General features: G+C 67.9%; 13 protein-coding genes. 3 read left to right on the top strand and 10 right to left on the bottom strand.

Going from position 1 to position 12,318, the window contains the following annotated elements:
- A partial coding sequence (locus RMP09_RS11375) for a DUF3362 domain-containing protein (RefSeq protein WP_310566097.1) occupies positions 1–1,153 on the top strand: 1,153 nt, incomplete at its 5' end.
- 95 nt (positions 1,154–1,248) lie between these two features.
- Here RMP09_RS11375 and RMP09_RS11370 read toward each other — a convergent pair.
- Entirely contained in the window at positions 1,249–1,650 is a 402-nt protein-coding gene (locus tag RMP09_RS11370) for a hypothetical protein (RefSeq protein WP_310566096.1), read from the bottom strand.
- A gap of 74 nt (positions 1,651–1,724) precedes the next feature.
- Here RMP09_RS11370 and RMP09_RS11365 point away from each other — a divergent pair, with 74 nt between their 5' ends.
- Positions 1,725–2,693, top strand: a complete 969-nt coding sequence (locus tag RMP09_RS11365; RefSeq protein ID WP_310566095.1) for a TraB/GumN family protein — start codon at positions 1,725–1,727, stop codon at positions 2,691–2,693.
- Between the two features lie 9 nt (positions 2,694–2,702).
- On the opposite strand, the gene RMP09_RS11360 is transcribed toward RMP09_RS11365, so the two are convergent.
- The 7 genes from RMP09_RS11360 to pobA all read right to left on the bottom strand — a co-directional run bounded on the left by RMP09_RS11360 (position 2,703) and on the right by pobA (position 10,319).
- On the bottom strand, positions 2,703–3,458 hold the full coding sequence (locus RMP09_RS11360; RefSeq protein ID WP_310566094.1) for a cold shock and DUF1294 domain-containing protein: 756 nt from the start codon (positions 3,456–3,458) through the stop codon (positions 2,703–2,705).
- A gap of 33 nt (positions 3,459–3,491) precedes the next feature.
- Entirely contained in the window at positions 3,492–4,424 is a 933-nt protein-coding gene (locus RMP09_RS11355; RefSeq protein WP_310566093.1) for a CoA transferase, read from the bottom strand.
- A 115-nt stretch (positions 4,425–4,539) separates the two neighbouring features.
- The gene (locus RMP09_RS11350) at positions 4,540–5,970 is read right to left on the bottom strand and encodes an FAD/NAD(P)-binding oxidoreductase (RefSeq protein WP_310566092.1); all 1,431 of its coding nucleotides are present in this window, start codon (positions 5,968–5,970) and stop codon (positions 4,540–4,542) included.
- Positions 5,971–5,985: 15 nt separating this feature from the next.
- Positions 5,986–6,789, bottom strand: coding sequence for a cytochrome c (locus tag RMP09_RS11345; RefSeq protein ID WP_310566091.1), 804 nt, complete (start codon positions 6,787–6,789; stop codon positions 5,986–5,988).
- A 121-nt stretch (positions 6,790–6,910) separates the two neighbouring features.
- On the bottom strand, positions 6,911–8,077 hold the full coding sequence (locus RMP09_RS11340; protein ID WP_310566090.1) for a DUF5666 domain-containing protein: 1,167 nt from the start codon (positions 8,075–8,077) through the stop codon (positions 6,911–6,913).
- A 1-nt stretch (position 8,078) separates the two neighbouring features.
- Complete coding sequence (locus RMP09_RS11335; protein ID WP_310566089.1) at positions 8,079–8,960, bottom strand: DUF6502 family protein; 882 nt, start codon at positions 8,958–8,960, stop codon at positions 8,079–8,081.
- 186 nt (positions 8,961–9,146) lie between these two features.
- Complete coding sequence (pobA, locus tag RMP09_RS11330) at positions 9,147–10,319, bottom strand: 4-hydroxybenzoate 3-monooxygenase (RefSeq protein ID WP_310566088.1); 1,173 nt, start codon at positions 10,317–10,319, stop codon at positions 9,147–9,149.
- Between the two features lie 141 nt (positions 10,320–10,460).
- Here pobA and RMP09_RS11325 point away from each other — a divergent pair, with 141 nt between their 5' ends.
- On the top strand, positions 10,461–11,228 hold the full coding sequence (locus RMP09_RS11325) for an IclR family transcriptional regulator C-terminal domain-containing protein (protein WP_310566087.1): 768 nt from the start codon (positions 10,461–10,463) through the stop codon (positions 11,226–11,228).
- A 22-nt stretch (positions 11,229–11,250) separates the two neighbouring features.
- Here the strand turns inward: RMP09_RS11325 and RMP09_RS11320 are convergent, their stop codons facing one another.
- Both RMP09_RS11320 and RMP09_RS11315 read right to left on the bottom strand, forming a co-directional pair.
- Positions 11,251–11,967 carry an ABC transporter ATP-binding protein gene (locus RMP09_RS11320; RefSeq protein WP_310566086.1) on the bottom strand — a complete coding sequence of 239 codons (717 nt, stop codon included), beginning with the start codon at positions 11,965–11,967 and terminating at the stop codon, positions 11,251–11,253.
- A 1-nt stretch (position 11,968) separates the two neighbouring features.
- Positions 11,969–12,318 (bottom strand): ATP-binding cassette domain-containing protein (locus tag RMP09_RS11315; protein ID WP_310566085.1); only part of this gene is annotated, 350 nt, incomplete at its 5' end.

Genomic DNA, 12,318 nt, shown 5'->3' with positions numbered 1-12,318 from the left:
CCGCTTCTCGATCAACATCATGCGCGGCTGCTTCGGCGGCTGCACCTTCTGCTCCATCACCGAGCACGAAGGCCGCATCATCCAAAGCCGCTCGGAAGACTCGATCATCAAGGAGGTCGAGGACATCCGCGACAAGGTCGAGGGCTTCACCGGCGTCATCTCCGACCTCGGCGGCCCCACCGCCAACATGTACCGCCTGGGCTGCAGCAGCCCGGCCATCGAAGCCGCCTGCCGCAAGCCCAGTTGCGTCTACCCCGGCATCTGCCAGAACCTGCACACCAACCACGACCCGCTGATCAAGATCTACCGCCGGGCGCGGGCGCTCAAGGGCATCAAGAAGATCCTGATCGGCTCCGGCCTGCGCTACGACCTGGCTGTCAAGAGCCCGGAATACGTCAAGGAACTGGTGCAGCACCACGTCGGCGGCTACCTCAAGATCGCACCCGAGCACACCGAAGGCGGGCCGCTCTCCAAGATGATGAAGCCCGGCATCGGCAGCTACGACCGCTTCAAGACCATGTTCGAGAAGTACAGCGAAGAGGCCGGTAAGAAGCAGTTCCTGATCCCGTACTTCATCGCCGCGCACCCCGGCACCAGCGACGAGGACATGATGAACCTCGCCATCTGGTTGAAGAAAAACGGCTTCCGCGCCGACCAGGTGCAGACCTTCTACCCCAGCCCCATGGCCACCGCCACGGCCATGTACCACTCGGGGCTGAACCCGCTCAAGGGCGTGCACCGCGACAACGGGCCGGGCGGGCGTGGGGAGAAGGTGGACATCGTGCGCGGCGAAAAACGCCGTCGCCTGCACAAGGCCTTCCTGCGCTACCACGACCCCAACAACTGGCCGCTGCTGCGCGAAACCCTCAAGGCCATGGGCCGCGCCGACCTCATCGGCAACGGCAAACACCACCTGATCCCGACTTTCCAGCCCGTCACCGACGGGGGCTACCTGAGCGCACGGAAGAAGAACTCGACGCCGGGCGGCATCAAGGCCAGCGAACGGGCGGCGGCGGTGGTGAAACCGGGTGGGGCGGGGAAGGGCACTGCTTCAGGCGCAGGCGCCGGGGGCCAGGCGCCGGTCAAGGGCCGCATGCTCACCCAGCACACCGGCTTGCCGCCGCGGGCGGGGGTGAAGGGCAAGGGGCGGTAAGCACTGATCTCACCCTTGGATGCTCAACGTTTGAGGTCCCGCATCGATGCGAGACCCTATCGCTGATCGACAGATAATTTGTTGAAGTACGTCCGTCAGCAGGTAGTTCCTGCTCTTCGACAAACAATGTAGGACGTCATTTCGTCAAGCATCGCGTCGCGCACATTTTCCGTCGCTGCCTTTGCTGCTGCGGGAGTTTGAGCTTCTTCCTCGAATAAATAGATCATGCTCAAGTGTGTGGAGCAGGTGCCATTTGCAGCGATGGCCAGCAGCCGCGCTGAGTCAACTTTGTTGCCAAGAAGGCGATCCGCTTTATCAACCATGCAAATTCTGTAGTCGCGCTCCGCAAGTTGTCTGCCATCGAGGCTAACGCCAAGAGCCTTATCGAGAGACTCCATCACCTTACGAGAGTCTGTTGGCTTCGTCTTTGCTTGAGCGAACACTTGCGAGGCAATGGCTAGAAGCAAGGCAAAGGCAGTTGCGGAGCGAAGAGACATAGGAAAATTGCGGGGAACGGAGTGAAGATGAACCGATTGTCACGCTGTCCGGCAACATTGCTGACAATGCGCTGATGCTGATTCATTTCTTGTCACGCCGTTGCCTGACCTGCATAGCATTGGCCATCGCTAGCCTGTGTTCAACGGTCGCCGCCCTGGCAGCAGCGGCCGACGCAGCCACCTGCCCACCCCAGGCCACAGCTCCCACCCGCGAAGTGCTCCAGCGGGCGCAGCAGCTGGCCGCCGACCGCGGCTTTCTCTGGCGCATCAGCCGCGGTGGGCGCGACTCCTTCCTCTACGGGACCATGCACGCCGGCCGGGCGGAATGGCTGGCGCTGGGGCCGCGGACCGAGGCTTCGCTGGCGCGCACGGGGGTGCTGGCGCTGGAGATCAACGTGATGGACCCGGCCGTGCAGGCCGCGCTGCGCGAGGCGACGCAGGGGCCGTCGCGCCGTTTGTCGGCGGAGCTGATGCAGTCGCTGCGCGATGCCTGGGCGGCGGAATGCCTGCCACTGGATAACCTGCAGGTGGGGCCGACCGAGTTCCATGTGGTGCAGCTGGCGGTGGCGCAGGCGCAGCGGCACGGGCTGTTTCCGCTGTACGGGGCCGAGTCGGCGCTGCTGATGCGCAGCCTGCGCACCGAGCGGCCGGTGGTGGGGCTGGAGACGGTGCAGACGCAGCTGGCGATGCTGCTGGCGCGCAGCGACGAAGAGGCTGAGGCCATGGTGCGCGATGCGCTGGCCGACTGGCGCGACCCCGGCGCCCAGCACGTGCTGGAGCGGCTGACCCGCGCCTGGGTGCGGGGCGACCTGAAAGACCTGGAGGCCTATGCCGACTGGTGCGACTGCCTGAACACGCCGACGGAGCGGGAGGCCTTCGCGCGGCTGGTGGACGGCCGCAACCCGGGCATGGCGGACGCCATCGAGCGGGCACACGCCAGCGTGAGCGTGTTCGCCGCGGTGGGGGCTTTGCACCTGATCGGGTCGAAAGGCCTGCCGGCCTTGCTGCAGGCGCGCGGCTTCACCGTCACGCGCCTGTTTTGAACGGCGGGCTCACTGCCAGGCTTCGGGCGGTGGTGGGGGCGGTTCGGGGTTGAACACCGGCCACAGCACCCACACCGCCAGCGCCACGAGGTTCACCAGCACGGTGAGCCAGAACATGGCCTGGAAGCTGCGTTTGACGGTCTTGTGCCGCAACACCTGCTGGGCCAGCCACGCGGCAGGCCAGCCGCCCAGCAGGGCCAGTGCGTGCAGCACGTCTTCGCGGATGCGGACGGCTTCTGCCTCGGCAGCGGTCTTGTCTTTCCAGTAGACGAAGAAGGTGCCGATGTTCAGCAGCGCCAGGCCGGGCAGCACCACCCAGGGCATGCGCCGCATCCAGATGCCGGCGAGCAGCAGGACGAGCCACAGGCCGACGAGTCCGGCGGCCACGCCGAGCTGCCACTTTTCGCGCCGGGCCGCGCGTTCCTGCGCGTAGCGCGAGCGCGCCACCGCGGTCGCGGGGGCGGCCGGCTGTTGTTCCTGCGCGGCCTGGCTCTTGCGCTGGCGGATGTCGGCCCGCTCGCGCTGCAGCGCTTCGCGCGAGGTTTTGGGCACGACCGGCCCTTCGACCGGCCGCACCCCCATGGCGCGCGGGCCTTTGCCGCCGACGTGGATTTCCTCGAACTCGACGGCGGCATGCTGCGTCGGCGGGTTCAGGCCCTCCCAGTCGCGGATGTGGAAAAAAACGTCTTCAAGTGACTGGGCGCTGCGGATGAAGCCAAAACCTTTGGCCGCGTCCCACGCCACCACCTGTCCCTGCTTGTGCATCGTGCTGTGCTGTCTGGTGGTTGAGCAAAGGCGTCAGTGTGCCAGCGTGTGCAGGGGGATGTCCTGGACCTGGGCCAGCTTGTCGAGCTGGCGGCGGGTCTGGCCCGCCAGAAAGTGGGCAATGGCCTTGTGCGTGGCCGGCTGGAACAGGGTGGCCATGCCGGCCACGGGCACGCCGGCCGCGGCGCACAGGGCGGCGGCAAAGTGCGGCTCCAGCGCGGCCACGGCGACCCGCCCGTCCTTGCAGGGGTAGATGCGGTAGCCCGCGTGCGCGCCACCCACAGCGCCCTGGGGCTGGGTCAGGCCCCAGCTGCGGGGCAGGGCGAGCCAGGCGGCGGCGTCGGACAGCGCCACTTCCTGGAAGCTGCCCTTGCCGCGGGTCTTCTGGGTCAGGACGGCCTTCAGCGCGGCTTCGCTGGCCATGAGCGAGCCGCCCATGTCGGCAAACAGGGTGGCGGGCAGGTCCAGCCCGGTCACCAGGCCGGCGTCGGCCAGGTAGGTGAGGTCGTGGCCCGGCTCTTCGGCCCGCGGTCCGGGTGCGCCGACGATGGCCACCACCGACAGCGCCGGGTAGGCCTTGTGCAGCGCTTTCCAGCCCAGGCCGAGCTTGGCCAGGGCGGACGGGCGGAAGGACGTGAGCAGCAGGTCGGTGCGCGCCAGCTCTTTGTGCAGTTTCTGCTGGCCCTGCTCGGTTTTGAGATCCAGGGTGACGAGCTTGATGCCGTCGTGCAGCGTGGTGTAGGCGGTGGCGTTGTACTGGCCCATCGGGTCGCCGCTGGTGCCGGCGGGGGCGCCCTTGGGGCCGGGCGGCTCGGCCTTGAGGCAGGTGGCGCCCATGGCCTTGAGGCGCATGAGCGCGGCCGGGCCGGGCAGGTTCAGCGCGAGGCTGAGCACGCGCACGCCGCGCAGGGGTTTGAGCGCTTTGGCGGTCGTGGACGGGGCGGCGGGCGGGGGCGTGTGGCTCATGGGTTGTCTCGGGCGCGGTTGTGAGGGGGCTGCCCCGCAATTTACCCGCATGCCCGTGCGCAGAAGCGCCAACGGGCGACAGTGTCGCCCGTTGGGTGTGACAGCGCAGAAAGAATCAGGCGAAGGCGTCGCCCATCAGCGTGTTGAACCAGGTGTTCATCTGCTGGAAGTTCTGGCTGCTGGCGCTGGCGGCTTCCACCGGCTTGGCGCCGGCGGTGACGCCGCCGTTGTTGGCCACCACGAACTTCTTGTTGACGCTGTCGTACTGGTAGACCGCCGTCAGCCACGACGCTGTGCTGGCCGTGATGGGCGAGTAGCAGGCCGAGTTGGCCACGGGGGCCGGGTCGGGCTGCTGGCCGCTCAAGGCGCGCACGATGGCGTCGACGCAGATCTTGGCTTCCTGGTTGGCCACGTGGCCGGCCTTGGGCAGGCCGCACTGCGAGGCGTCACCGATGACGTGCACGCCGGTCGCGCCCGCTGCGGTGCTCTCGAAACTGAGCACGTTCACCAGCGCCCATTTGCCGCTGGCCCCGTTGGCCAGCCCGGCCTGGGTGAGCCAGCCGGTGGCGCTGCTGCCGGTGGCGCGGTGCGGCGGGATCGGGTTGACCACCTGCGGCGTGACCGTGTGGGGCACGCCCATGCGGTCGGTGTAGCTCACGGCCTTGGTGACCGGGTCGATGGCGATGTCGGTCACACCGGGCTGGTAGTCCACCACGCCGGCGTGCGTGACGGTGTAGGCCTGGGTGAAGCTGTGGGCCTCGGCCTGGATGGCGGTGTAGGGGTTGGCCGCGTCCGTGGGGAAGTTCTCGTCGAGCACGATGACCTTGCTGCCCGCGCCCTTGTGGGTCTTGAGAAAGTCGGCCACCAGGCAGGCGCGCTCGTACGGGCCGGGCGGGCAGCGGTACGGGGCTTTCGGGATGGTCATCACGAAAGTGCCGTTGCTGGGCATGGCGGCCAGCTGGTCGCGCAGCAGCTGGGTCTGCGGGCCGGCGCGCCAGGCGTGGGGCGTGCGGGTCTCGTAGTCGGTCTGGGTCAGGCCGTAGGCGTCTTCGAATTCCACGCCGGGGGCCAGCACCAGCCGGTCGTACGGCAGCGAGGCACCGTCGGACAGGGTGAGCGATTTGTTGGCCGTGTCGATGGCGGTCAGCGACGCGCGCACCACGTTCACGCCGTACTTGCTGGTGAGGTTGCCGTGGGTGTAGCCCAGGCTGGTCACCGTGCGGCTGCCGTTGAGCACCAGGTTGCTCATGATGTTGGAGACGTAGGTGGTGGCGGGTTCGACCAGGGTGATGGTCAGGCCGCTGCCGCCCCACAGGCGCAGGTATTTGGCGGCGGTGACGCCGGCCATGCCGCCGCCGACGACCACCATGCGGCCGGTCAGGCCGGTGGCGGCGGGGCTGATGGCGGTGGTGCTGCTGCTGCCCGAATCGCCTTCGTCTTCATCGCCGTCGCTCCAGCCCAGGGTGGGCACCAGGGCGGTGATGGCGCTGGCGCCGGCCAGCATCAGCCAGCGGCGGCGGGCCAGGGTGTTGTGTGCTTGTGTCATGTCGGGTCTCCTGGCTCAGGGCTGGTTGAGGTACTGGACGATGGCGTTGAGCTGGGCGCTGGTGTAGCCCTGGGCGTGCGCGGCCATGATGTCGCTGCTGGCCGTTTTGCCCAGGTATTCGCGCACCTCGCCGGCTTCGCCGCCGCGGATGCTGTCGAAGCCGCCGCGGCCCAGGGTGCCGTGGCACTGGAAGCAGTTGGACGCCAGCAGGCGGCCGGTGGTGTTGGCCGGTTGTGCGACCGGGGTGCCCGAGCCCGAACCGCTGTTGTCGTAGCCACTGCCGGCGTTGGACTCGTCGTCCTCATGCGCTTCATAGTGCTGAAGGGCCTGTTCCTCGGTGCGGGTGTAGTCGCCGCCCGGCAGGCGGTCTTTCACGTCGGCGTCGGTGGTCGTGTCCTCGTCCAGCCGGATCTTCGTCTTGAGACTGGCGACCTCGCGTGCCCAGGCGGTGATCTGGATGCCGTTGTCCAGGTTGCCGTCGCTGTCCAGCGTCTGCAGGGTGCGCAGGATGCGGGTCACCCGTGCGTCGCTGGCGTTGGCGGCGTTGGGCACGATCTGCAGCGGCGTGACCTTGTTGCCGGTGACCGTGACGCTGCCCAGCACCAGGTTGCCGATGGAGAAGGTGACGGTCTCGCCCGGGGTGTAGGGGAAGTTGCCGTTGCGGTCGGTCAGGCCGCTGCGGCTGGTCGACTTGTAGGCCAGGCCTTCCACGGGTGAATCGATGAAGGTGGCCACGGCCGTCGTGGCCGACGGGCTCGCGGAGCCGCCACCACCGCCACAGGCAGACAGCAGGGCGGTCGCGGCCAGGGCCGAGGCCATGAGGGCAGGGTGCCACGGGCGTGGGTGGGCCGTTGGCCCTGCAAACGGGTTGCGGGGTTGCATGAAATGCCTCCTGGGTGGGTGCGCCGCCTGGGCGCGGGTTGCCGGGGTGTCGGCGGGATCAGTTTTCCGTTTCGATCTCGATCTCGGTGGCGAGCAGGTCGCCGTTGAGCTGGAGTTCGGCTTTGACTTCAACCAACAGGCCGTTGGTCAGAGCGATGCCAAAGGACGTGTCGTAGCGGATCGGGTAACCCCGCACGACAAAGGAGCTGGCGGTCAGTTCGGAGATGGCGCCGTGGAACTCGAACGCCTGCGATTCGACCTCGTCATCGGTCTTGATGTCGATCTCGGAGGCGATCACGGTGCCGTTGAGGGCGGAGCCCTGGACTTCGACCCGGTCGCCCTCGACCAGCCCGGTGGGCAGGCCGATGTGGCTGGCGTCCACCGGGATGCCGTTGAGCACGAAGCCGGTGGCGGTGAGGGCCGTGACGAACCCTTCGAGGTCGGCCTCGTCGTCGTCTTCCAGTTCGATGGCCGCGGCGTCGGCGCGCACGCGGGTGGCGATCCACTGGCCGCTGCCGTTGGCCGTGGGCTCCAGGTCCACCCGCACCAACAGGCCGTTGGCCAGGGTGGTGGGCACTTCGGTGGCCGAGCTGTAGAGGATGGTCGCCGAGCCGAGCTGGAAGGTGGTGGCGGTGAGGCCGCTGACCAGGCCGCTCAGGCGCAGGCTGTCGGGCGGGCTGTCGTCCAGTTCGATGCGGGAGGCCTGCAGGCTGCCATCGGACGGGTCAAGAAGGCCATAGACCTCCACATAGAGGCCATTGAGCGCGGTGCTGAAGGTGGTGCCTTCGATCACCGTGGTGGCCAGCACGCGCACCTTCTGCCCCAGCAAGGTGAAAGTGCCGGCGGTGGTGTCGATGTCTGCGACCGGCCCCTTCCATTCGCTGCCACAGGCGATGCTGCTGGCGGTCGCGGTGGCCAGGCCTCCCGCCACCGTGGCCGGGGTGAGCGCGGAGCCCTGGATGCGCACCACCATGCCCAGCTGCAGGGCGGCCGCCGTGCTGGCGCTGCCATCGAAATTGACGCTGGCCGCGCTGTCGTCGTAACGGATGCCGTTGACGATGACCGAGCCCAGGCCGACGATGACGCCGCTGGTGTAGGAGCCGGTGCCGCCGCTGCTGACGCCGGCCACGTCGGTGCCGCCGCCGCAGGCGGGCAGCAGGGCGGTGCCCAGCAGAGCGAGCACAACCTGGCGTCGGTTCGCGGGGATGCAGGGGGTTGGACGCATGTCAGGACTCCTTGGATGGGGGGATGGTGTGGGACGGAGCCGCCGCCGCGGGCGGCATGGGCTGGGTCAGGGCGTACAGGCCCAGGCGCAGGGCCTGGTCTTGCGGGCGGCCGGCGGCGGCGTCGGCCTGCATCAGGGCTTCGAGCTGGGGCGTGACCTGGGCCAGCAGTGCGCGCCACTGGTCGCTGACGATGCGGCGCGCCTGCTGCAGCGAATGGGTGGAGAGTTCGTCGGCGTACAGCGCCTGTTCAAAGTGCTCGTTGCCCGCGCCCAGCACGTTGACCACCGCGGCACGCAGGTGGTCGCCGACGTTGGCGCCCAGGAAGCCGAGCATCTGCTCCCACTGCTGGCGCGGCACAAAGCCGCTGGCGCCCAGGCGCACGGTGTCCTTTTCGGTGTCGTGTTCGGCCATGCCCATGCGGCACAAGGCTTCCAGCAAGGAACGGGGGTGCACATCGCGCGTGACGGCGCTGGCCAGGGTGTCGAAGCTCGGCTCGGGGCCCTGGCGGGGCAGTTCACGGGCGCCGTCGGGACCACCGTAGGGCGGCGTGGACATCCAGCGGTTGAACAGTTCGGTCAGCGGGCCGTGGGTGGTGCGCCGCACCGGTGCGGCCAGCGCTTCGATGCGCGAGACCTCGCGCCGGGTCAGGCCGGTGAGGGCGCTGATGCGGCTGTTCCGGCGTTGCGGGTTGGCGCCCTCGCAGGCCTGGCGCGCCGCCTTGACGAAGGCCTGGCGCAGGTGTTCCTCCACCGCCTGGATCGGCACACCCTTGCCCACGCAGAGCTGGGCCATGGGCTCCAGCAGTGCGTCCAGCGTGGCCAGCAGCGGTTGCGTGGCATTGGCCGGGCTGGGTTGGACAGAGGGGGCGTTGGTCGGGTTCATGGTGTGCCTGGGGGATATTTAAAAATGTGCAACTTACACAGATATTAAGGCGCATGTAAAGTTGTGGATGCGGCCCGGGCCTATTCAGGCCTCAGTCCGTTCCAGCACCCGGCGCCGGACGCACCAAACACAAACGGGCGCCAGAGGCGCCCGTTTGTGTGGGGAGGGGAGGTGAGGGCTGCGTCGTCAGAACGGCAGGCCGACGTAGTTTTCCGCCAGCGAGCCCAAGGCCCGTTCGGACGAGAACAGGTACTCCAGCTCGGTCTGCTGCAGCTTCTGGTCGTAGGTCAGGTTGTCGGGGAAGGTGTGCAGCATGGTGGTCATCCACCACGAGAAGCGCTGCGCCTTCCACACCCGGGCCAGGGCCTTGGCCGAGTAGTTGTCCAGTCCCGCGTCATCGCCCTGCTGGTAATGCGCGACCAGCGCGTGGTAGAGGTAATAGATGTCGGACGCGGCGCTGTTCAGGCCCCGCGCGCCGGTCGGCGGCACGATGTGGGCGGCGTCGCCGGCCAGGAACAGGTTGCCGTAACGCATCGGCTCGGCCACGAAGGAACGCAGTGGCGCGATCGACTTCTCGATCGACGGGCCGGTGACCAGGCGTTCGGCCACGTCGGCCGGCAGGCGGCGCTTGAGTTCTTCCCAGAACTTGTCGTCGCTCCAGTCCTCGACCGTGTCGGTCAGCGGCACCTGGATGTAGTAACGCGAGAGCACCTGCGAGCGCAGCGAACACAGCGCAAAGCCGCGCTCGTGCTTGGCGTAGATCAGCTCGGGCGACACCGGCTTGGTGCGCGAGAGCACGCCCAGCCAGCCGAACGGGTACACCTTCTCGTATTCCTTGAGCACGTCGCGCGGGATGGACTTGCGGCTGACGCCATGGAAGCCGTCGGCGCCGATCACGTAGTCGCAGTCGATGCGCACGATCTCGTCACCCTGGCGGTAGGTGACGTAGGGCTGGTCGCTCTTCAGGTCGTGCGGCTGCACGTCTTCGGCGTTGTGGATCACCACGCCCTTCATCTTGTCGCGCGCCTCGTACAGGTCGCGGGTCAGTTCGGTCTGGCCGTAGACCACCACCGAGCTGCCACCGCTGTGCTTGTGCAGGTCCACGCGGTTCATCTTGCCGTTGTCGGAGATGAGGAAGCCGTCGTGGATCTCGCCCTCGCGGTCCATGCGCTCGCCGCACTGGGCTTCGCGCATCAGCTTGGCAAAGCCGTGTTCCAGCACGCCGGCGCGGATGCGGCTGAGCACGTATTCGCGGCTCTGGCGTTCGAGCACGATGGTGTCGATGCCCTTGAGGTGCAAGAGCTGGGACAGCATGAGGCCGGAAGGACCGCCGCCGATGATGGCTACCTGGGTGCGCATGGAAAGTCTCCTGTTGGTGTGAAAGGGGTGTCAGCGACTGTAGGCCGCACGCCCGTCGCTGAAAAGACCGGCCGGACGAGTCTGTGCGATGAATGGCCTTGATGTGCGATGATCGCGCAACACTTGAGACGGAGCACCGGCATGGAGATCGCCAAGGCGGATTTCATCGAAGGCATGGCCAAGGGCATGGCCGTGCTGGAGAGCTTTGACACCGAACGCCAGCGCCTGAACGCCACCCAGGCCGCCGAGCGCGCCGGCCTGACCCGCGCCGCCGCCCGGCGCCACCTGCTCACCCTGGCCTACCTCGGCTACCTCGACACCGACGGTACGCACTACTGGCTCTCGGCCAAAGTCCTGCGCTTCTCGGGCAGCTACCTCGCCTCGGCCCGGCTGCCGCGCCTGCTGCAACCCGCGCTGAACCGCCTGGCGGCGCAGACGCGCGAGTCTTTCTCGGCCGTGGTGCTCGACGGCGACGAGGTCGTGATCGTGGCGCGCAGCGCCTCGGTGGGCGGGCAGCGGCTCATGGCCTACGGCCTGCACCTGGGCGCGCGCCTGCCGGTGCACGCCACGTCAACCGGCCGGGTCCTGCTGGCGGCCATGCCGCGCGCCGAATTCAGCGCCTGGCTCAAGGGGCGCGAACTGCCGCGACTGACGCCCAGAACCACCGTGGACCACAAGGCCTTGCGCGCCATCGTGGCCCAGGTGCGGGCCGACGACTTCGCGGTGGCCGGTGAAGAACACGAACTGGGGGTGCACGCGCTGGCGGTGCCGCTCAGAAACATGCAAGGCCGCACCGTGGCGGCCTTGAATGTGGTGGCGTCACCCGAGCGGCTGGAGCCGTCGGTGATGCGCAAAGACCTGTTGCCCTTGCTGCTGGACGCCGCACGCGAGTTGCGTGCGCTCCTTTGATGGTTTGCTTGTCTATGGGGGGTCAGACCCCGAGGTACTGCTCCAGCAGCTCGGGTTTAGACAAAAGTTCATCCGACGTGCCCTCGAACACCACCTCGCCCTTGACCAGGATGACGTTGCGGTCGGTGATCTGGGTGACCTGTTTCCAGGCCTTGTCCACGATGATGCTGCTGATGCCGCTCTCGCGGATCAGTCCGCAAATGCGCCAGATCTCGCGGGCGATCAGTGGCGCCAGGCCTTCGGTGGCTTCGTCGAGGATGAGCACGTCGGGGTTGGTCATCAGCGCGCGGCCGATGGTCAGCATCTGCTGTTCGCCGCCGCTGAGCTGCTGCCCGCCGTGGTTCAGGCGCTCGGCCAGGCGGGGGAATGTCTCCAGCACGCGCTCGTAGGTCCAGTCGTGCTGGCCTTGGGTGCCGGCGCGGGCAGCCATCTGCAGGTTTTCTTTCACGCTCAGGTTGCCGAAGATGCCGCGGCCTTCTGGCACATAAGCGATACCCAAGCGTGCGATCTCGAAGGTGGGGGCGCCGGTCATGGGCTGGCCTTTGATCAGCACGCCGCCCCCGCTGGGCTTGACGATGCCCATGAGGGATTTGAGCAAGGTCGTCTTGCCCATGCCGTTGCGGCCCATGAGGCCGATCGTCTGGCCCGGCAGGACGGTGAAGTCCACGCCGCGCAGGATGTGGCTCTGGCCGTAGTGGGTGTTCAGGCCGGTGGCCTGGATCAGCGGAGTCGCACTCATGTCAGTGCTCCTCCCCGAGGTAGGCGGCCTGCACCAGCGGGTCGCTGCGCACTTGGGCCGGCGTGCCGCTGGCGATCACCTGGCCGTTGACCATCACGGTCAGCTGGTCGGCCAGGGCGAACACGGCGTCCATGTCGTGCTCCACCAGCATCATGGCGTGGTCTTTCTTGAGTTTGAGCAGCAGCTCGACCATGCGCTCGGCCTCGGCCTGGCCCATGCCGGCCAGCGGTTCGTCGAGCAGCAGCACGGTGGGCTCGGTGGCCAGGGTCATGGCGATTTCGAGCTGGCGCTGCTCGCCGTGGCTGATGGTGGCGGCCACGGTCTGGCTGCGCTGCGTCAGGCCCGCGAGCT

The sequence above is a fragment of the Hydrogenophaga sp. genome (assembly GCF_031426985.1).
Taxonomy (GTDB): domain Bacteria; phylum Pseudomonadota; class Gammaproteobacteria; order Burkholderiales; family Burkholderiaceae_C; genus Hydrogenophaga.
Note: the sequence above shows the minus strand (reverse complement) of the source record. Positions and strands in the feature narration are given on the sequence as shown.

What these genes read in the sequence shown, in the direction of transcription:
- RMP09_RS11370 (WP_310566096.1), bottom strand. Translation starts at nt 1,650, where the DNA reads ATGTCTCTTCGCTCCGCAACTGCCTTTGCCTTGCTTCTAGCCATTGCC.
- RMP09_RS11365 (WP_310566095.1), top strand. Translation starts at nt 1,725, where the DNA reads ATGCTGATTCATTTCTTGTCACGCCGTTGCCTGACCTGCATAGCATTG.
- RMP09_RS11360 (WP_310566094.1), bottom strand. Translation starts at nt 3,458, where the DNA reads ATGCACAAGCAGGGACAGGTGGTGGCGTGGGACGCGGCCAAAGGTTTT.
- RMP09_RS11355 (WP_310566093.1), bottom strand. Translation starts at nt 4,424, where the DNA reads ATGAGCCACACGCCCCCGCCCGCCGCCCCGTCCACGACCGCCAAAGCG.
- RMP09_RS11350 (WP_310566092.1), bottom strand. Translation starts at nt 5,970, where the DNA reads ATGACACAAGCACACAACACCCTGGCCCGCCGCCGCTGGCTGATGCTG.
- RMP09_RS11345 (WP_310566091.1), bottom strand. Translation starts at nt 6,789, where the DNA reads ATGGCCTCGGCCCTGGCCGCGACCGCCCTGCTGTCTGCCTGTGGCGGT.
- RMP09_RS11340 (WP_310566090.1), bottom strand. Translation starts at nt 8,077, where the DNA reads ATGCGTCCAACCCCCTGCATCCCCGCGAACCGACGCCAGGTTGTGCTC.
- RMP09_RS11335 (WP_310566089.1), bottom strand. Translation starts at nt 8,960, where the DNA reads ATGAACCCGACCAACGCCCCCTCTGTCCAACCCAGCCCGGCCAATGCC.
- pobA (WP_310566088.1), bottom strand. Translation starts at nt 10,319, where the DNA reads ATGCGCACCCAGGTAGCCATCATCGGCGGCGGTCCTTCCGGCCTCATG.
- RMP09_RS11325 (WP_310566087.1), top strand. Translation starts at nt 10,461, where the DNA reads ATGGAGATCGCCAAGGCGGATTTCATCGAAGGCATGGCCAAGGGCATG.
- RMP09_RS11320 (WP_310566086.1), bottom strand. Translation starts at nt 11,967, where the DNA reads ATGAGTGCGACTCCGCTGATCCAGGCCACCGGCCTGAACACCCACTAC.